This is a genomic window from Cellulosimicrobium sp. NPDC057862, assembly GCF_042797035.1.
Taxonomy (GTDB): Bacteria; Actinomycetota; Actinomycetes; order Actinomycetales; family Cellulomonadaceae; genus Cellulosimicrobium.
Genome location: NZ_JBHVMH010000006.1, coordinates 68,319 through 85,902, shown reverse-complemented (window position 1 = coordinate 85,902; position 17,584 = coordinate 68,319). Strand labels below are relative to the sequence as shown.

At 73.2% G+C, this 17,584-nt stretch carries 19 protein-coding genes; 18 read left to right on the top strand and 1 reads right to left on the bottom strand.

All coding sequences use genetic code 11. The features are described from left to right. Nucleotides 1–53 precede the first annotated feature (53 nt). The 9 genes from ACFVN3_RS10085 to ACFVN3_RS10045 all read left to right on the top strand — a co-directional run bounded on the left by ACFVN3_RS10085 (nt 54) and on the right by ACFVN3_RS10045 (nt 8,280). Nucleotides 54–233, top strand: coding sequence for a hypothetical protein (locus tag ACFVN3_RS10085; RefSeq protein WP_087471974.1), 180 nt, complete (start codon nt 54–56; stop codon nt 231–233). A 131-nt stretch (nt 234–364) separates the two neighbouring features. Continuing rightward, the gene (thrS, locus tag ACFVN3_RS10080) at nt 365–2,392 is read left to right on the top strand and encodes a threonine--tRNA ligase (protein ID WP_378232676.1); all 2,028 of its coding nucleotides are present in this window, start codon (nt 365–367) and stop codon (nt 2,390–2,392) included. A gap of 6 nt (nt 2,393–2,398) precedes the next feature. Beyond that, nucleotides 2,399–3,049, top strand: a complete 651-nt coding sequence (locus ACFVN3_RS10075) for an HIT family protein (RefSeq protein ID WP_378232675.1) — start codon at nt 2,399–2,401, stop codon at nt 3,047–3,049. Then, entirely contained in the window at nt 3,049–3,711 is a 663-nt protein-coding gene (gene pgsA / locus ACFVN3_RS10070) for a phosphatidylinositol phosphate synthase (protein WP_378232674.1), read from the top strand. Before ACFVN3_RS10075 ends, pgsA begins: the two co-directional genes overlap by 1 nt. Next, entirely contained in the window at nt 3,711–4,685 is a 975-nt protein-coding gene (locus ACFVN3_RS10065; protein ID WP_378232672.1) for a phosphatidylinositol mannoside acyltransferase, read from the top strand. The genes pgsA and ACFVN3_RS10065 overlap by 1 nt, the downstream gene beginning before the upstream one ends. Before the next feature lie 2 nt (nt 4,686–4,687). Then, nucleotides 4,688–5,893: a glycosyltransferase family 4 protein gene (locus ACFVN3_RS10060; protein WP_378232792.1), complete on the top strand. Its 1,206-nt coding sequence runs from the start codon at nt 4,688–4,690 to the stop codon at nt 5,891–5,893. Beyond that, nucleotides 5,890–6,537, top strand: coding sequence for a hypothetical protein (locus tag ACFVN3_RS10055; RefSeq protein ID WP_378232670.1), 648 nt, complete (start codon nt 5,890–5,892; stop codon nt 6,535–6,537). The genes ACFVN3_RS10060 and ACFVN3_RS10055 overlap by 4 nt, the downstream gene beginning before the upstream one ends. 178 nt (nt 6,538–6,715) lie before the next feature. After that, nucleotides 6,716–7,657 carry a pyridoxal 5'-phosphate synthase lyase subunit PdxS gene (gene pdxS, locus ACFVN3_RS10050; RefSeq protein ID WP_378232791.1) on the top strand — a complete coding sequence of 314 codons (942 nt, stop codon included), beginning with the start codon at nt 6,716–6,718 and terminating at the stop codon, nt 7,655–7,657. 59 nt (nt 7,658–7,716) lie between these two features. Continuing rightward, complete coding sequence (locus tag ACFVN3_RS10045) at nt 7,717–8,280, top strand: NUDIX hydrolase (protein ID WP_378232669.1); 564 nt, start codon at nt 7,717–7,719, stop codon at nt 8,278–8,280. Between the two features lie 40 nt (nt 8,281–8,320). On the opposite strand, the gene ACFVN3_RS10040 is transcribed toward ACFVN3_RS10045, so the two are convergent. Next, the gene (locus tag ACFVN3_RS10040; protein WP_378232668.1) at nt 8,321–9,010 is read right to left on the bottom strand and encodes a hypothetical protein; all 690 of its coding nucleotides are present in this window, start codon (nt 9,008–9,010) and stop codon (nt 8,321–8,323) included. Nucleotides 9,011–9,073: 63 nt separating this feature from the next. Between ACFVN3_RS10040 and pdxT the strand changes: the two genes are divergently transcribed. The 9 genes from pdxT to ACFVN3_RS09995 all read left to right on the top strand — a co-directional run bounded on the left by pdxT (nt 9,074) and on the right by ACFVN3_RS09995 (nt 17,579). After that, a complete protein-coding gene (gene pdxT / locus ACFVN3_RS10035; protein WP_378232667.1) occupies nt 9,074–9,724 on the top strand; it encodes a pyridoxal 5'-phosphate synthase glutaminase subunit PdxT in 651 nt (216 codons plus the stop codon). Nucleotides 9,725–9,730: 6 nt separating this feature from the next. Further along, nucleotides 9,731–10,492 carry a YebC/PmpR family DNA-binding transcriptional regulator gene (locus ACFVN3_RS10030; RefSeq protein WP_378232666.1) on the top strand — a complete coding sequence of 254 codons (762 nt, stop codon included), beginning with the start codon at nt 9,731–9,733 and terminating at the stop codon, nt 10,490–10,492. A gap of 212 nt (nt 10,493–10,704) precedes the next feature. Beyond that, nucleotides 10,705–11,274 (top strand): crossover junction endodeoxyribonuclease RuvC, encoded by a 570-nt coding sequence (gene ruvC, locus ACFVN3_RS10025; RefSeq protein WP_378232665.1) that lies wholly within the window; start codon nt 10,705–10,707, stop codon nt 11,272–11,274. A 153-nt stretch (nt 11,275–11,427) separates the two neighbouring features. Then, a complete protein-coding gene (gene ruvA, locus ACFVN3_RS10020; RefSeq protein WP_378232664.1) occupies nt 11,428–12,066 on the top strand; it encodes a Holliday junction branch migration protein RuvA in 639 nt (212 codons plus the stop codon). A gap of 68 nt (nt 12,067–12,134) precedes the next feature. Further along, a complete protein-coding gene (gene ruvB / locus ACFVN3_RS10015) occupies nt 12,135–13,145 on the top strand; it encodes a Holliday junction branch migration DNA helicase RuvB (RefSeq protein ID WP_378232789.1) in 1,011 nt (336 codons plus the stop codon). A gap of 185 nt (nt 13,146–13,330) precedes the next feature. Next, a complete protein-coding gene (yajC, locus tag ACFVN3_RS10010; protein ID WP_378232663.1) occupies nt 13,331–13,786 on the top strand; it encodes a preprotein translocase subunit YajC in 456 nt (151 codons plus the stop codon). Between the two features lie 81 nt (nt 13,787–13,867). After that, nucleotides 13,868–15,859 (top strand): protein translocase subunit SecD, encoded by a 1,992-nt coding sequence (gene secD, locus ACFVN3_RS10005; protein ID WP_378232662.1) that lies wholly within the window; start codon nt 13,868–13,870, stop codon nt 15,857–15,859. Then, entirely contained in the window at nt 15,859–16,977 is a 1,119-nt protein-coding gene (gene secF / locus ACFVN3_RS10000) for a protein translocase subunit SecF (RefSeq protein ID WP_047234546.1), read from the top strand. The genes secD and secF overlap by 1 nt, the downstream gene beginning before the upstream one ends. Then, the gene (locus tag ACFVN3_RS09995) at nt 16,974–17,579 is read left to right on the top strand and encodes an adenine phosphoribosyltransferase (RefSeq protein ID WP_378232661.1); all 606 of its coding nucleotides are present in this window, start codon (nt 16,974–16,976) and stop codon (nt 17,577–17,579) included. The genes secF and ACFVN3_RS09995 overlap by 4 nt, the downstream gene beginning before the upstream one ends. The last annotated feature ends 5 nt before the right edge of the window (nt 17,580–17,584 follow it).

Below are 17,584 nucleotides of genomic sequence, written 5' to 3'. Positions count from 1 at the left end.
GGCCCGGCGCCTCGCGCGGGACGCGCGCACCGACCACCCTCGAGGGAGCCGACATGAGCGAGCAGACACCGAAGGGCCAGGGAGGCCTCGACGACCTTCTCGGCAAGGCGAAGGAGTTCCTCACCGACGACCGCATCGACGACGTCGCGGAGAAGATCAAGTCCGTCGCGCCCGACTCGGTCGACCAGCACGTCGACACCCTGGCCGAGAAGGCCAAGGAGGCCAACGACTGACCTGCGGGTCGGTACGATCGAGGGGCGCCGTCCACGACGGCGCCCTTCGTGCTGTCGGGCAGGGCCCGCCGGCCGCAGGACTCGACCGGGCGCGCGCCGCGCGCCTCCCGCCAGCAGATCGGAGCACGGACGTGTCTGACGTCGTCTCGTCACCCCTCACCATCACCCTCGACGCCGAGGAGACCACGGTGACGACGGGCACGACGGGGACGGACCTGTTCGCCGCTCGTCGCGACGTCGTCGTGATCCGCGTCAACGGCGTCCTCAAGGACCTCGACACCCCGGTCGCCGACGGCGACGTGGTCGAGGGCGTGACCATCGACTCGCCCGACGGGCTCGCGGTGCTGCGGCACTCGGCCGCGCACGTCCTGGCCCAGGCCGTCCAGCAGGTCAACCCCGACGCGAAGCTCGGCATCGGGCCGCCCATCACGGACGGCTTCTACTACGACTTCGACGTCGAGACCCCGTTCACGCCGGAGGACCTCAAGGCCCTCGACAAGGCGATGTCGCGGATCATCCGGGAGGGGCAGACCTTCCGCCGCCGGGTCGTGACGGAGGACGAGGCGCGCGCCGAGCTGGCCCACGAGCCGTACAAGCTCGAGCTCATCGGGCTCAAGGGCGGCGCGGCCGACGACACCGAGGGTGCGAGCGTCGAGGTCGGCGGCGGCGAGCTGACGATCTACGACAACGTGCGCGGTGCCGGGCGCGAGAGCGAGACCGTGGTCTGGAAGGACCTGTGCCGCGGTCCGCACCTGCCGAGCACGCGCCTGATCGGCAACGGCTACCAGCTCATGCGCTCGGCCGCGGCGTACTGGCGCGGCAGCGAGAAGAACCCCCAGCTCCAGCGCGTCTACGGCACGGCCTGGCCGACCAAGGACGAGCTCAAGGCGTACCTCGACCGCCTCGCGGAGGCCGAGCGTCGCGACCACCGCCGCCTCGGCAACGAGCTCGACCTGTTCTCCTTCCCGGAGGAGATCGGCTCGGGTCTGCCGGTGTTCCACCCCAACGGCGCGACGATCCGCATGGAGATGGAGGAGTACTCGCGCAAGCGGCACGTCGAGGCGGGCTACTCGTTCGTCAGCACGCCGCACATCACCAAGGCGAACCTCTTCCAGACGTCGCGCCACCTCGACTGGTACGCGGACGGCATGTACCCGCCGATGCACCTCGACGAGGAGCTCGACGACGAGGGCAACGTCAAGCGCGCCGGGCAGGACTACTACCTCAAGCCGATGAACTGCCCGATGCACAACCTCGTGTTCAACTCCCGGGGCCGCTCGTACCGGGAGCTGCCGCTGCGGCTGTTCGAGTTCGGCACGGTGTACCGGTACGAGAAGTCGGGCGTCGTGCACGGCCTGACCCGCGCGCGCGGTTTCACGCAGGACGACGCGCACATCTACTGCACGCGCGAGCAGATGAAGGACGAGCTGTCCTCGACGCTCACGTTCGTCCTCGACCTCCTGCGCGACTACGGTCTCGAGGACTTCTACCTCGAGCTGTCGACGCGGGACCCGGAGAAGTCGGTCGGGGACGACGCCACGTGGGAGGAGGCGACCGAGATCCTGCGCCAGGTCGCGACGGAGTCGGGCCTCGAGCTCGTCGCCGACCCGGGCGGCGCCGCGTTCTACGGCCCGAAGATCTCGGTCCAGGCGAAGGACGCGATCGGCCGCACGTGGCAGCTCTCGACGATCCAGCTCGACTTCTTCGAGCCGGAGCTGTTCGAGCTCGAGTACACGGCGTCCGACGGCTCGCGCCAGCGCCCGGTGATGATCCACCGCGCGCTGTTCGGCTCGATCGAGCGGTTCTTCGGGATCCTCGTCGAGCACTACGCGGGCGCGTTCCCGGCCTGGCTCGCGCCCGTCCAGGTCGTCGCCGTCCCCGTCGCCGAGCCGTTCAACGACTACGTGGCCGACGTCGTCGCGCAGCTCAAGGCGCAGGGGATCCGGGCGGAGGTCGACTACTCGGACGACCGGTTCGGCAAGAAGATCCGCAACGCGAGCACGCGCAAGGTGCCGTTCGTCCTCATCGCGGGCGGCGAGGACGCCGAGGCCGGCGCCGTGTCGTTCCGCTACCGGGACGGCCGCCAGGACAACGGCGTGCCGGTCGCCGAGGCGGTCGAGCGCATCGTCACCGCCGTCCGCGACCGCGTCCAGGTCTGACGGCACGTGAGCGACGAGCGCACGGGGTCGCCCGGCGCGGCCGAGACGGCCGCGCCGGGCGGCGCCCCCGACCCTGACCACAGGGCGACCGTCGAGCTCCCGGACAGCCACCCGCGGTTCGACGACGGCCTCGACCGGCTCTGGACGCCGCACCGGATGGTGTACATCGGCGGGCAGGACAAGCCCGCCGACGACTCGCGCGGCCAGTGCCCGTTCTGCCGCATCCCGGACCGGTCGGACGAGGACGGGCTGATCGTCGCGCGCGGCGAGACCGCGTACGTCGTGCTCAACCTCTACCCGTACAACCCGGGCCACCTCATGGTCGTGCCCTACCGTCACGTGTCCGACTACACGGACCTCACCGAGGCGGAGACGGTCGAGGTCGCGCACCTCACGCAGACCTCGATGCGCGTCGTGCGCGCCGTGTCGGCGCCCGACGGGTTCAACCTCGGCATGAACCAGGGCGCGGTCGCCGGGGCCGGCATCGCCGCGCACCTGCACCAGCACGTCGTGCCGCGGTGGTCGGGCGACGCGAACTTCCTGCCGATCGTCGCGCAGACCAAGGCCGTGCCCGAGCTGCTCGCGGACACGCGGGCGCGGCTCGCCGCGGCGTGGCCGACCGCCCGACCCGACGTCCCCGCGGAGGGAACCGCCTGATGTTCGGACGCCTGCGCGCGCTCACGACCCGCCTGTTCACCCCGCTCGCCGCGCTGCTGCTCCGCCTCGGCGTGAGCCCGGACGCGGTGACGGTCGCCGGGACCGTCGGCGTCGTCGTCGGCGCCCTGTGGCTCTTCCCGACGGGCCACCTGTTCGCGGGGGTCATGGTCGTCATGGTCTGCGCCTTCGCCGACGTGCTCGACGGCGTCATGGCGCGCCGCGCCGGCCGGTCGGGGCCCTGGGGCGCGTTCCTCGACTCGACGCTCGACCGGCTCGCCGACGCGGCCGTGTTCGTCGGCCTGACGCTGTGGTTCGTGCGCGCCGACGACCCGCGCCTGACGCCGGACCTCGCCGCCTGGGGGACCGGCGTCGCGCTCGCGTGCCTCGCGCTCGGCGCGGTCGTCCCGTACGCGCGAGCCCGCGCCGAGAGCGTCGGCATGACGGCGCAGGTCGGGATCGCCGAGCGGGCCGACCGGCTCGTCGCCGCGCTCGTCGCCGCCGGGATCGTGGGGCTGGGCGTGCCGCCCGTCGTGCTCGTGGTCGTCCTGGGGCTGCTCGCCCTCGCGAGCGCGGTCACGGTCGTGCAGCGCGTGGCCACCGTGCGCCGTCAGGCGCTCGCCCGGGTGAGCACGCGCACCGAGGAGAAGGAGGACGGTCGCTGATGGCCCTCGACGCCGGCAAGGCGTTCACGTTCGCCTGGCGCAACGCGCGCAAGGTCCCCGAGCCGATCCTGCGCGGGCTGTTCAGCGCGATCGCCGACGTGACCTGGCTGCTGCACGGCGGGGGAGTGCGCCAGCTCGAGCGCAACCTCGCCCGGGTGCGCCCCGACCTCTCGCCGCGCGCCCTGCGCAGGCTCTCGCGCGCCGGGATGCGCTCGTACATGCGCTACTACCGTGAGGCGTTCACCCTGCCCGCCTGGACCCCGGAGCGGGTCCGGGCCCGGGTGCGGGTCGTGGGTCTCGACAACCTCGCGCCGCACCTCGCCGGCGACCGGAGCCCGGTGCTCGCGCTGTCGCACCAGGGCAACTGGGACCTGGCGGGCGCGTACGCGACCCCGAACATCGCGCCCGTGCTCACCGTCGCGGAGCGGCTGAAGCCCGACGAGCTGTTCGAGGAGTTCCTCGCGTTCCGGAACTCGATCGGGCTGGAGATCCTCGCGCTCGGTGACGGCGACGTCTTCCGCGACCTCGTCCGCGGTGCGAGCAGGCCGGGCAAGATCATCCCGCTGCTCGCCGACCGCGACCTCACCCACCGGGGCGTGGAGGTCGACCTGTTCGGCCACCGCGCGCGCGTCGCGGCGGGGCCTGCGGCGCTCGCCGTGAGCACCGGGACGCCGCTGGTCCCGGCTGGGATCTACTACGAGCGGCTGCGGGGCGCACGACGCCGCGCGGCGGGCTCGCCGTGGGGCCTCGTCATCCGCTTCTTCCCGCGCGTGGAGATCGCGCGGGACGTCCCGCGCTCCGAGCAGGTCGCGCTGGCGACCCAGGGCTGGGTGGACGCGCTGAGCGTCGCGATCCGCGAGCACCCCGAGGACTGGCACATGCTCCAGAAGGTGTTCGTCGACGACCTCGACCCCGCGCGCTACGCCCGGACCCGGGCCGCCGCAGGCGAGCAGAGCGCGGAGCGGGCCGCATGAGCCTGCGCGTGGGCATCGTGTGCCCCTACTCGTTCGACGCCCCCGGCGGGGTCCAGTTCCACGTGCGCGACCTCGCCGAGGCGCTCATGGCCCAGGGCCACGAGGTCTCCGTGCTCGCCCCCGCCGACGACGACACGCCCGTGCCGGACTACCTGACGCCCGCGGGGGGCGCGGTCCCGGTCCGGTACAACGGGTCGGTCGCGCGCGTGACGTTCGGCCCGCGCACCGCGGGCCGGGTCCGGCGCTGGCTCGAGGCGGGCCGGTTCGACGTGCTCCACATCCACGAGCCCGTGAACCCGTCGCTGAGCATGGTCGCGCTGTGGATCGCCCAGGGCCCGATCGTCGGGACGTTCCACACCTCGATCGTGCGCTCGCGCGCGCTCCAGGTCGCCTACCCGCTCGTCCGGCAGAGCCTGGAGAAGATCGACGCCCGCATCGCCGTCTCGGAGGACGCGCGGCGCACGCTCGTCGACCACCTCGGCGGGGACGCCGTCGTCATCCCCAACGGGGTGTACGTCGACACGTTCGAGTCCGCGCCCGCGAACCCCGCGTGGCAGGGCACGCCCGACGCGCCGACCATCGGCTTCCTCGGCCGCCTGGACGAGCCGCGCAAGGGCTTGCCCGTGCTCGCCGCGGCGATCCCGGCGATCCTCGCGAAGGTCCCCGGCGCACGCTTCCTCGTCGCGGGCCGCGGCGACGACGGCCGCGAGGCCGCGATCGAGGCGCTGGGGGAGCACGCCGCGTCGGTCGAGTTCCTCGGCGGTGTGAGCGACGAGGACAAGGCGAGCATGCTCGCGTCCGTCGACCTCTACATCGCGCCGCAGACCGGGGGCGAGAGCTTCGGCATCGTGCTCGTCGAGGCGATGAGCGCCGGCGCGTGCGTGGTTGCGAGCGACCTCGGCGCGTTCCGGCGCGTGCTCGACGACGGCGCGGCCGGGGCGCTGTTCGCGGTAGGCGACCCGGACGCGCTCGCCGCCGCGGTGCTCGACGTGCTCGCCGACCCTCCGCGGCGCGACGCCTACCGGGCCCGCGCGAGCGAGTTCGTCCGGCGCTTCGACTGGTCGGCCGTGACCGCCCAGGTGCTCGCCGTCTACGAGACGGTGCTCGCGGCGTCCGAGGCGGTCATCCCGGTCCACGAGGACCCGCGCTCGCGGCGGGGCGGACGCCTCCTGGGCCGGTCGCGCGACGACGAGGGAGGCCGCCCGTGACCTGGTCCGAGACCACCGTCCTCGTCCTCGTGGTCGCCGCGCTGGTGGCGTGGCTCCTGTGGGTCGCCGCGTCGCGGCTCGACCGGCTGCACCGCAAGGTCATGGCCTCGCGGCTGGCGCTCGACGCGCAGCTCGTGCGCCGGGCGTCGGCCGCCGTCGACCTGGCTGCCTCGGGCGAGCTCGACCCGGCCAGCTCGATCCTCGTCGCCGAGGCGGCGCACGCCGTGCTCGACGACGACGACGACACGAGCCGGCTCGTCGACCAGGTGCCGGGCCTGGCGCCCGAGGGGCCGCGGCCCCGGCGTCTCCTGGGCGGCATGGCCGAGTCGCGCGCCCTCGCCGAGAGCGACCTCACGGCCACGCTCCGCTCGGCCCTCGAGGACGCAAACGACGTCGCCGAGCTGCGGTCCGGGTCCGCCGGCGACGAGCTGCTCGGCTCGCTCTCCGCGGCCTGGTACCGCGCGCAGCTCGCGCGCCGGTTCCACAACGAGGCCGTCGCCCAGGCGCAGCGCGTGCGGCGCAAGTGGTGGGTGCGGCTGTTCCACCTCGCCGGGCACGCGCCGATGCCCGCGACGGTCGAGCTCGACGACGCCGCGCCCGACGTGCTCGTGCGCCCCGCCGCGTCGGCGGGCACGCCGGACTGACCCCTCCGCGGACCGCAGGCGGCGCGCTGCGCGCGGGCTCGGGGCGGGGGTCGGGCGGACGCCCCGGCGATAGGATGGGAGCGCGTGGGAGCATGTGCCGTCGAGCCTGTTCGACGGCGTCCGTGCGCGTGCGCGCGACGTTCCCCTGACCTGAAGGTGTGAGGTACCGGTGACCAACGTGGCCGACCAGAACGTCCCTGCCGAGAGCGCCCCGGGCGCCGCGACCGCGGAGAGCGCCGGCGCCGTCGGCACCGCCAAGGTCAAGCGCGGGATGGCCGAGATGCTCAAGGGCGGCGTCATCATGGACGTCGTCACGCCCGAGCAGGCGAAGATCGCCGAGGACGCCGGCGCGGTCGCGGTCATGGCCCTCGAGCGCGTGCCCGCGGACATCCGCGCGCAGGGTGGCGTCTCGCGCATGTCCGACCCCGACATGATCGACGGCATCATCGCAGCCGTCTCCATCCCGGTCATGGCGAAGGCCCGCATCGGCCACTTCGTCGAGGCGCAGGTGCTCCAGTCGCTCGGCGTCGACTACGTCGACGAGTCCGAGGTCCTCACGCCGGCCGACTACGCCCACCACATCGACAAGTGGCAGTTCACCGTCCCGTTCGTGTGCGGGGCGACGAACCTCGGCGAGGCGCTGCGCCGCATCACCGAGGGCGCGGCGATGATCCGCTCGAAGGGTGAGGCCGGCACGGGCGACGTCTCCAACGCGACGACGCACATGCGCACGATCCGCGCCGAGATCCGCCGCCTCACCTCGCTCCCGGAGGACGAGCTGTTCGTCGCGGCCAAGGAGCTCCAGGCGCCGTACGAGCTCGTCAAGGAGGTCGCCGCGACGGGCAAGCTGCCTGTCGTCATGTTCACCGCGGGCGGCATCGCCACGCCGGCCGACGCCGCGATGATGATGCAGCTCGGTGCCGAGGGCGTGTTCGTCGGCTCGGGCATCTTCAAGTCCGGCAACCCGGAGCAGCGCGCCGCCGCGATCGTCAAGGCGACGACGTTCTACGACGACCCCGACGTGATCGCGAAGGTCTCGCGCGGCCTGGGCGAGGCGATGGTCGGCCTCAACGTCGACGAGCCCGCGCGGTCGATCCAGTTCGCCGAGCGCGGCTGGTGACAGTGCGTCCCTCGGCTCGGCCGTCCGCCGTCGCGCCGGCGACGGACGGCTGAGCCGTCGTGGCCGAGGCCGCCGGAGCGCCGTCGTCCCTGGGCCCCGACTGGGTGCTCGGGGACGACGGGCTCTACTTCCGCCGGGGCGCGCGCGTCCTGCTCCTCGACGACGCCGACCGCATCCTCCTGGCCCGCGGGCACGACGTCGACCAGCCTGACCGCTCGTGGTGGTTCACCATCGGCGGGGGCGTCGACCCCGGTGAGAGCGACCGCGACGCCGCGCTGCGCGAGGTCCGCGAGGAGACCGGGATCCGGCTCGACCCGGGCGCGCTCGTCGGGCCGGTCTACACGCGCAGCGCGATCTTCGACTTCTACCGCCAGCACTGCCGCCAGGACGAGGTGCTCTACCTCGCGCGCGTGGCGAGCGGCGCGGCGGGGGACGAGCTGAGCCGCGACGGGTGGACCGACGTCGAGCACGACGTCGTCGACGAGATGCGCTGGTGGTCGCTCGGCGACCTGCGCGGCGTCGAGATCGAGGTCTTTCCCGAGGGTCTGCCGGACCTCGTCGCCCCCCTGCTGGGCGGGTGGGACGGCGTGACGCACCACCTGGGGATCGCGCGCGAGGACTGAGCCCTCCGCGTATCCCCTCCGCGGAGGGGATACGCCACCGCTACGGCCGGCGCGCGACGACGCGCCACACGATCCCGCCGACGAGGAGCCCCAGGCCCAGCAGCACCCCGCCGATCGCGACGAACCACAGCAGGATCGTGCCGCCGACGGTCGCGAAGAACTCGCCGAACCTCCACCCCTCCGTGACGACGAACGTCGCCCCGGGCGAGGCGTCACCCTGCGCGACGGACACGGTGCAGGTCTGGGCCGACGGCGAGGTCACCTCGGCGACGGTCGTCGCCTCGTGCGAGCCGAAGCCGGAGCTCCCCGAGACGGAGGGCGCGCGCACCTCGAGGTCGCCGTCCGGGCACGAGACGGTGACGTCGTCGGTGTCGAAGCCCCCGGCACCGATCGGCACGACCGCCCACACGCTGTACGGCTGGCCGCCCGACAGCGCGATCTCCGCCTCGCCCGGGACGTCGCCGGAGGCGAGGGCGGCCGAGCCCGGGGCACCGGTCCCGTCGACCACGCCCGTGGGCAGCGCCCGCACGAAGGTCGTGACGCCGAGGACGCCCGCGACGAGCGCGACCACGAGCAGGACCGCGCCGACCACGACGAGGACCGTCGCGCCGCGCGTGCTCCGCGGCGGACGGGGCGGGAGGCCGGGGTACGGCGTCGAGGGGCCTGGATACCCGGACGGCGGCGGGCCGGGGTAGGGCGGCGTGGGTCCGGGGCCGGGCGGAGTGGTCACGACGGCGAGGCTAGCAACGGCCCGGGACGGGCGCGGGCGCAGACGGACGTATCATTCCCGTTCGTGACGATCACGATCGGAGTCCTGGCCCTGCAGGGCGACGTGCGCGAGCACCGCGCCGCGCTCGAGGCCGCGGGTGCGCGCACGGTCGGCGTACGGCGTCCCGAGGAGCTCGCCGCGGTCGACGGGCTCGTGCTCCCCGGGGGCGAGTCGACGACCATCGACAAGCTCCTGCGCATGTTCGAGCTCGACGAGCCGCTGCGCGCTCTCATCGCCGAGGGCCTGCCGGTCTACGGCTCGTGCGCCGGCATGATCCTGCTGGCCGACCGCATCCTCGGCGGCACCGCGGACCAGCGGACCCTCGGCGGGCTCGACGTGACGGTCCGGCGCAACGCGTTCGGGCGGCAGGTCGACTCGTTCGAGACCGACCTCGCCTTCGCCGGCCTCGGCCCGCAGGAGGGCCGTCCGGAGGGCGACGACGGGGTCGGCACGGTGCACGCGGTGTTCATCCGCGCGCCGTGGGTCGAGGAGGTCGGCCCGGGCGTGGAGGTGCTCGCCCGCATCCCCGAGCAGGAGGCGCCCGGCATCCCCGCAGCCGCCGCCGGTAGGATCGTCGCAGTCCAGCAGGGATCGCTGCTCGCCACCTCGTTCCACCCGGAGATCTCCGGGGACGCGCGCGTGCACGAGCTGTTCGTCAGAATCGCGAAGGGGTAGGAACGCATGTCAGGGCATTCCAAGTGGGCCACGACCAAGCACAAGAAGGCGGCCATCGACGCCAAGCGCGGCAAGCTCTTCGCGAAGCTCATCAAGAACATCGAGGTCGCGGCGCGCACGGGCGGCGGTGACCCCGCGGGCAACCCGACGCTGTTCGACGCCATCCAGAAGGCGAAGAAGTCGTCGGTCCCCAACGACAACATCGACCGCGCCGTCAAGCGCGGGTCCGGCACAGGCGCCGACGCCGTCGACTACCAGACGATCATGTACGAGGGCTACGGCACCAACGGGATCGCCGTCCTCGTCGAGTGCCTCACGGACAACAAGAACCGCGCCGCCTCCGAGGTGCGCCTCGCGTTCAGCCGCAACGGCGGCAACCTCGCCGACCCCGGCTCGGTGTCGTACCTCTTCTCGCGCAAGGGCCTCGTCGTCGTGCCGAAGGCGGAGGGTGTGACCGAGGACGACGTCATGCTCGCCGCGCTCGAGGCGGGCGCCGAGGAGGTCACGGACCAGGGCGAGGTGATCGAGGTGCTGTGCGAGGCGAGCGACCTCGTCGCCGTGCGCACCGCGATCCAGGAGGCGGGCCTCGAGTACGACTCCGCCGACTCGATCTGGCACCCCTCGATGGAGGTCGAGGTCGACGCCGACGGGGCGCGCAAGATCCTGCGTCTCATCGACGCGCTCGAGGACAGCGACGACGTGCAGAACGTCTACGCGAACTTCGACGCGTCGGACGAGGTCATGGCGGAGCTCGAGAACGACGACTGACCGCCGGCGTCACCCGAGGTGACCGATGTGGTCGCCCTGGGTGCGGGGCGGGTGGGATGCGCGCGGTCTACCATCCGCCGCTCGTTCCTCGCGGCTCCCGCCAGGCCCGCCACGACCGCGCGCATCCCACCCACCCCGCCGGCGTCGGCTCACCACTCCGCGTTCCCGCGGGGCGTCGCGGCTTCGTCGGCGGGTCGTGGGAGGGTAGCGGCGTGCGCGTTCTCGGTGTGGATCCTGGGCTGACCCGGTGCGGTGTCGGGGTGGTGGACTCCGCGCGGGGGCGGCGGGCCGAGCTGGTGGCCGTGGGCGTGATCCGGACGGATCCCGACCTCAGCGTGGACCTGCGGCTCCTGCGGATCTCCGAGCGTCTGGACGCGTGGTTCGACGAGCACGTGCCGGACGTCGTCGCGGTGGAGCGCGTCTTCGCCCAGCACAACGTCGGGACCGTGATGGGCACGGCCCAGGCCGCGGGCCTCGCGATGGTCGGCGCGGCGAGGCGGGGTGTCCCCGTCGCGCTGCACACGCCGTCCGAGGTCAAGGCCGCGGTCACCGGGAGCGGGCGCGCGGGCAAGGAGCAGGTCCAGCGCATGGTGGCGAGCATCCTGGGGCTCGCGGAGCCACCGAAGCCCGCGGACGCCGCCGACGCGCTCGCGCTCGCCATCTGCCACCTGTGGCGGCCGTCGGGTGCGCTCCAGGGCGGCGAGCGGCACGAGCTGACCCCGGCGCAGCGCGCCTGGGCCGCGGCGGAGCACGCGGCGAAGGGCCGGCGGGCACCGCGCTGACGGCTCCCGTGTCGGTCGCCCGGGGCGTGGGCGCACCTTGCTAGAGTGACCGCGGTCGTACGGGTGTTCGACGCACTCCTCGGCGCGGCCGAGGCCGTCGGGCCGGCGGACCATCGGACCAGGTCGGCGCTGCCGACCGGGAGAGGAGCCTGGGTGATCGCGTCGCTGAGCGGACTCGTGGCGAGCGTCCAGCTCGACCGCACCGTGCTCGAGGTCGGGGGAGTGGGCTACCTCGTGCACGCGACGCCGGCCACGCTCGCGGGCCTGCGCGTCGGCGAGGACGCCCGGCTCGCGACGAGCCTCGTGGTCCGCGAGGACTCTTTCACCCTCTACGGGTTCGCCGACGACGACGAGCGCAGCGTCTTCGAGACCGTCCAGACCGTCAGCGGCGTCGGGCCGCGGCTCGCGCTCGCGATGCTCGCCGTGCACACGCCCGACGCCCTGCGCCGTGCCGTGGCCGGCGCCGACATCGCGGCCCTCGTCCGCGTCCCCGGCATCGGGAACAAGGGAGCGCAGCGGATCGCGCTCGAGCTGGGCGACAAGCTCGGGCCGCCCACGGGTGCCGACGCCCCCGGGGCCGGCGCGGCCGCCGTCGGGACAGGTCCGCGTCAGGTCGACGACCGACGCGACCAGGTGGTCGAGGCGCTCGTGGGCCTCGGCTGGAACCTCAAGGCCGCGGACGACGCCGTCTCCACCGTGCTCGCGGAGGCCGGTGTCGACGTCGTCGAGGCGCCCGACGTGGCCGGCGCGCTGCGCGCGGCGCTCCGCGTCCTCGGCGGACCGAGGGGCTGACCGTGGCGAGCTTCGACCAGGTGGGCGTCGACGGGTTCGGCGGGGACGGGACGTTCTCGTCCGAGCGGATCGTCGCGGCGGGTGCCGACGACCTCGAGCGTGCCGCAGAGGCGGCGCTGCGTCCGCGCCGGCTCGAGGAGTTCGTCGGGCAGGCGGTCGTGCGCGACCAGCTCTCGCTCGTGCTCCAGGCCGCGCTCGCCCGCGGCAGCTCGCCGGACCACGTGCTCCTGTCCGGTCCGCCCGGGCTCGGCAAGACGACGCTCGCCATGATCATCGCGGCCGAGCTCGGGACGTCGCTGCGCGTGACGTCCGGCCCGGCGATCCAGCACGCGGGCGACCTGGCGGCCGTGCTCTCCTCGCTCGAGGAGGGCGAGGTCCTCTTCATCGACGAGATCCACCGCCTCGCGCGGCCGGCGGAGGAGCTCCTCTACATGGCGATGGAGGACTTCCGGGTCGACGTCGTCGTGGGCAAGGGCGCGGGCGCGAGCGCGATCCCGCTCTCGTTGCCCCCGTTCACGGCGGTCGGCGCGACGACGCGCGCGGGACTGCTGCCCGCGCCCCTGCGCGACCGGTTCGGCTTCACCGGGCACCTCGACTTCTACTCGAGCGACGAGCTCGAGCGCGTGCTCTCCCGGTCCGCCGGGCTGCTCGGCGTGGCGCTCGACCCCGACGCCGCGCGCGAGATCGCCGGCCGCTCGCGCGGCACGCCGCGCATCGCCAACCGTCTCCTGCGGCGCGTGCGCGACTGGGCGCAGGTCCGCGGCGACGGGAGCATGGACCTCGCGGCCGCGCGCGCGGCGCTCGAGGTCTACGAGGTCGACCCCATCGGCCTCGACCGCCTCGACCGGGCGGTCCTCACCGCGCTGTGCACGCGCTTCAACGGCGGGCCGGTGGGGCTGACGACGCTCGCCGTGACGGTCGGCGAGGAGGCGGAGACGGTCGAGACGGTCGCCGAGCCGTACCTCGTGCGCGAGGGACTGGTCGGGCGGACGCCCCGGGGACGCGTCGCGACGCCGGCCGCGTGGGCCCACCTCGGGCTCACCCCGCCGCGCGAGGGCGGCACCCTGTTCGACACCTGACGACAGCTCTGTCGCGGCCTCCTGACGGGCTCCGTGACGGCGGTCACAGGCGCTCCGAACGTGGTCCTAGAATGGTCGGGACCCGAGCGGGCGGAACTCCGCGGCGAGACGGCTCGTTGGTGAACCGTGCGCGCACGCCTAGACTGCGCGCAGATCCCGCACAGAACAGGACACGAGACTCCGTCATGGATATCAGCTTCATCCTCATCCTCGCCCTCGCGGCGGGTGCGATGTTCCTCATGACCAGCCGCACCCGCAAGCAGCAGCGCGAAGCCCAGAACTTCCGGGCGACCCTCGCCCCCGGGCAGGAGGTGATGACGGGCTCGGGCATGTTCGGCACGATCGTCGACGTCGACGACGAGGCCGACGTCATCACGATCGAGTCCACGCCGGGGAACCAGTCCCGGTGGCTGCGGGCGGCCATCGCGAAGCTCGTCGACCCCCCGGTCGAGGAGACCGAGGAGACGGAGGGCGACGACTCGTCCGAGCCCGCCGCCGTCTACGGCAGCGCGAACCCTGACCCCAGCACGTCGAAGGGGGACGTCGACGACCTCGTCGTCCCCGACGACCTGTCCGGTCTGACCGACGACGGGTCGGAGAAGGACCGCGGGCGCCGGGACGACGGCACCGACACCAAGTGACCTTAAGCCGGTCGCTGCCGCGACCGGTCTGACGCGGTGGGCCTCGAGGCCCACCGCACACGCACGAGAAGAGACGGACAGTTGGCCACCAGCAGCACACGAGCGAGGCCCGTACGGACCCTCGTCACCCTGGGAATCCTCATCGTCGTCCTCTTCGGGTCCCTCTTCGCGGGCACGAAGCTCGACCCGAAGACCGAGGACAACCCGGGCGGGGCGAGCCTCACCCCGGGCCTCGCGCTCGATCTCGAGGGTGGCACGCAGATCATCCTGCAGCCCGTCACCACCGACGGCTCGCAGCCGACGGCCGAGGACATCAACCAGGCGATCAACGTCATCCGCCAGCGCATCGACGCGCAGGGCGTGTCCGAGGCGGAGATCACGAGCCAGGGTCAGAACAACATCGTCGTCGGGATCCCCGGGCAGCCTTCCCAGGAGACGATCGACCTCGTCAGCACGTCGGCGCAGATGCGCTTCCGGCCCGTGCTGACCGTGGGGATGCCGACCGCGACGCCGGCGGACGAGGCGGCCGACGCGGCTGCGGGCGACGACGCCGCGGCCGAGGACGCACCCGAGGCGACGGAGTCCGCGGACGCCGCCGAGTCCGGTGACGCAGCCTCCGAGGAGACCGGCGACCCGGCCGCCGACGAGGCGACGGACGCGCCCGCGGACGACGCCACGACCGACCCGGCCGAGGAGGCGACGCGTCCGGAGAACCCGAGCGACCTCGCCCAGATCACGCCGGAGCTGCAGGAGCAGTTCGACGCGCTCGACTGCACGCTCCCGGAGAACCTCGTCGGCGGCGACAGCGGCCCGACCGACTCCGCGTTCGTCGCGTGCGCCGACGACGGCTCCGCCAAGTACATCCTCGGTCCCGTCGAGATCGAGGGCACCGACATCTCGAACGCCAACTCCGGCCTGCGGGTCGGCCAGAACGGCGTCGTCACGAACGAGTGGGTCGTCAACATCGAGTTCGACGGCGAGGGTACCCAGGCGTTCCGCGACGTCACGACCCGTCTCACGTCGCTCCCGGCCCCCCAGAACCAGTTCGCGATGGTGCTCGACGGTCTGGTGATCTCGGCGCCGGTGTCGCAGGTCGCCATCCCGGACGGCAAGGCTGAGATCTCCGGCAGCTTCACGCGCGACAGCGCGGCGACGCTCGCGAACCAGCTCAACTTCGGCTCGCTGCCCCTCACGTTCGAGGTGCAGAGCCAGGAGCAGATCTCCGCGACGCTCGGCTCCGAGCAGCTCGAGAAGGGCCTCCTCGCCGGTGCGATCGGCATGCTCCTCGTCGTCATCTACTCGCTCTTCCAGTACCGGATGCTGGGGCTCGTCACCGTCGCGTCGCTCGGCATCGCCGCCGTCATCACGTTCGGCGTCATCTCGGTCCTGTCGTGGACTATCGGGTACCGCCTCTCGCTCGCCGGCGTCGCGGGACTCATCGTGGCGATCGGTATCACCGCAGACTCGTTCATCGTGTACTTCGAACGCATCCGCGACGAGCTGCGCGACGGCCGGACGCTGAACTCTGCGGTCGAGAAGGGCTGGCAGCGCGCGCGCCGCACGATCCTCGCCTCGGATGCCGTGAACTTCGTCGCCGCGATCGTCCTGTACTACCTGGCAGTCGGCGGTGTGCGCGGCTTCGCCTTCACGCTCGGTCTGACGACGCTCGTCGACCTCGTCGTGGTGTTCCTCTTCACGCACCCGCTGATGCAGCTGCTCGCCCGGACGAAGTTCTTCGCGAACGGCCACCCGGCCTCGGGCCTCGACCCCCGGCGCCTGGGCGTGCGGACCGCGCGGTACGCGGGCCGTGGTCGCGTCGTCGGCGCGACCACCACCGAGGCCGCGCCGGTCGCGGGCGCGGAGCCCGAGGACGCGCCGGTGACGGACGCCCCCGAGCCCACGCGCGCGGCGCCGGTGCGGGAGACCGTCGGCGCCGGCGTGGGCCGCTCCGACGGGCCGCGCATGACCATCGCTGAACGCCGGGCGGCCGAACGGCGCGCCGCCGCGGCGTCCGGCGACGACGGGTCTCCCTCCGCTGACGCGGCGGGCGACGAGAACGAGGAGAAGCACTGATGGCCAGCGGTTTCGCCCAGTGGGGCAACGACCTGTACACGGGCCGTCGGTCCTACGCCATCGTCGCGAAGCGACGCGGCTACTTCCTGGTGGCGATCGTCCTGGTCGTCCTCTCGCTCGGGGTCATCGGCATCCGCATGGCGGGTGGTGGCCTCAACCTCGGGATCGAGTTCCGCGGCGGGTCCGAGTTCACGGTCTCCGGCGTGTCCGACACGTCGCAGCAGCCGGCGCTCGACGCCGTCGCGGCGGTGGCGCCCGAGGAGGTGCCGCGCGTCACCTCGGTGGGCTCGAGCACGGTCAGGATCCAGACCGCCGAGCTCAGCAACGAGCAGGTCGAGCAGGTCGCCACGGAGCTCGCCGACGCCTACGGCGTCTCGACGGGCGAGGTGACGAGCTCCTACATCGGCCCGACCTGGGGCAAGGACGTGTCCCAGAAGGCGGTCGTCGGTCTCGTCGTGTTCCTGCTGCTCGTCAGCCTGGTCATGACGGTCTACTTCCGGAACTGGCGCATGGCGCTCGCCGCGGTCATCGCGCTGTTCCACGACCTGGTCGTCACGGTCGGCATCTACGCGCTCATCGGCTGGGAGATCACCCCGGCGACCGTGATCGGGCTCCTGACGATCCTCGCGTACTCGATCTACGACACGGTCGTGGTGTTCGACAAGGTGCGGGAGAACACCGCGGGCGTCCTCGACCAGACGCGGAGCACCTACGCCGAGCGGGCGAACCTCGCGATCAACCAGACGCTCGTGCGCTCGATCAACACCTCGATCGTCGCGCTGCTCCCGGTCGCGGGCATCCTCTTCATCGGTGCGTTCCTCCTCGGTGCCGGCACGCTGCGCGACATCGCGCTCGCGCTCTTCGTCGGCATGGCCGTGGGCGCGTACTCGTCGGTCTACCTCGCCACGCCGCTCGAGGTCGCCCTGCGCGAGCGCGAGAAGCCGATCCGGGACCACACGGCGAAGGTGCTCGCACTGCGGGCCGAGCGCGTCGAGGCGGCGGGCGACGACGAGGACGCCGCGCTCGCGGCAGCCGGCGTCGGGGCGGGGCACCGCCAGCTCCAGCCGGGCGAGCACCTGGGCAACAAGGCGCAGCCGCGCCGTCGTCGGCCGCGATGACCGACGCGAGCCACACGCCGACCGGCGAGGTGGACGGCCTGCGGGCCGTCGGCCTCGCCGGTCTCGGCGCGCAGCGGGCGTCCCGCGTTCTCGAGCTCGTCCGCGCTGTGCCCGACTACCCCGGCCCCGGCATCACCTTCCGCGACATCACCGGGCTCCTCGCCGACGGCGAGGCCTTCGGTCACGTCGTCGAGGCGCTCGGGGACGTGGCGCGCGCGGCGGGCGGCATCGACCTCGTCGCGGGTATGGAGGCGCGGGGCTTCCTGATCGGCGCCCCGCTCGCGACGCACCTGGGCGTCGGCTTCGTGCCGCTGCGCAAGGCGGGCAAGCTACCGCCGCCCACGGACGCCGTGACGTACGACCTCGAGTACGGCACCGCGACGATCGAGCTGCGCTCGGGAACACTGCCGACCGGTGCGCGTGTTCTCGTGGTGGACGACGTGCTCGCGACCGGGGGCACGGCGGCCGCGGGCGCCGAGCTCGTCGAGCGCGGGGGAGGCGTCGTCGTCGGCCTCGCGTTCCTCATGGAGCTCGAGGGCCTGGGTGGTCGCGAGCGGCTCGCGGGCCGCGACGTGACCACGCTCGTCCACGTCGAGTCGTAGGATTG

Bases quoted from the DNA above. Each gene is read 5' to 3' on its own strand.
- secF (WP_047234546.1), top strand. From the start codon at position 15,859: ATGGCCAGCGGTTTCGCCCAGTGGGGCAACGACCTGTACACGGGCCGT.
- ACFVN3_RS10085 (WP_087471974.1), top strand. From the start codon at position 54: ATGAGCGAGCAGACACCGAAGGGCCAGGGAGGCCTCGACGACCTTCTC.
- ACFVN3_RS10065 (WP_378232672.1), top strand. From the start codon at position 3,711: ATGGCCCTCGACGCCGGCAAGGCGTTCACGTTCGCCTGGCGCAACGCG.
- ACFVN3_RS10030 (WP_378232666.1), top strand. From the start codon at position 9,731: ATGTCAGGGCATTCCAAGTGGGCCACGACCAAGCACAAGAAGGCGGCC.
- yajC (WP_378232663.1), top strand. From the start codon at position 13,331: ATGGATATCAGCTTCATCCTCATCCTCGCCCTCGCGGCGGGTGCGATG.
- ACFVN3_RS09995 (WP_378232661.1), top strand. From the start codon at position 16,974: ATGACCGACGCGAGCCACACGCCGACCGGCGAGGTGGACGGCCTGCGG.
- pgsA (WP_378232674.1), top strand. From the start codon at position 3,049: ATGTTCGGACGCCTGCGCGCGCTCACGACCCGCCTGTTCACCCCGCTC.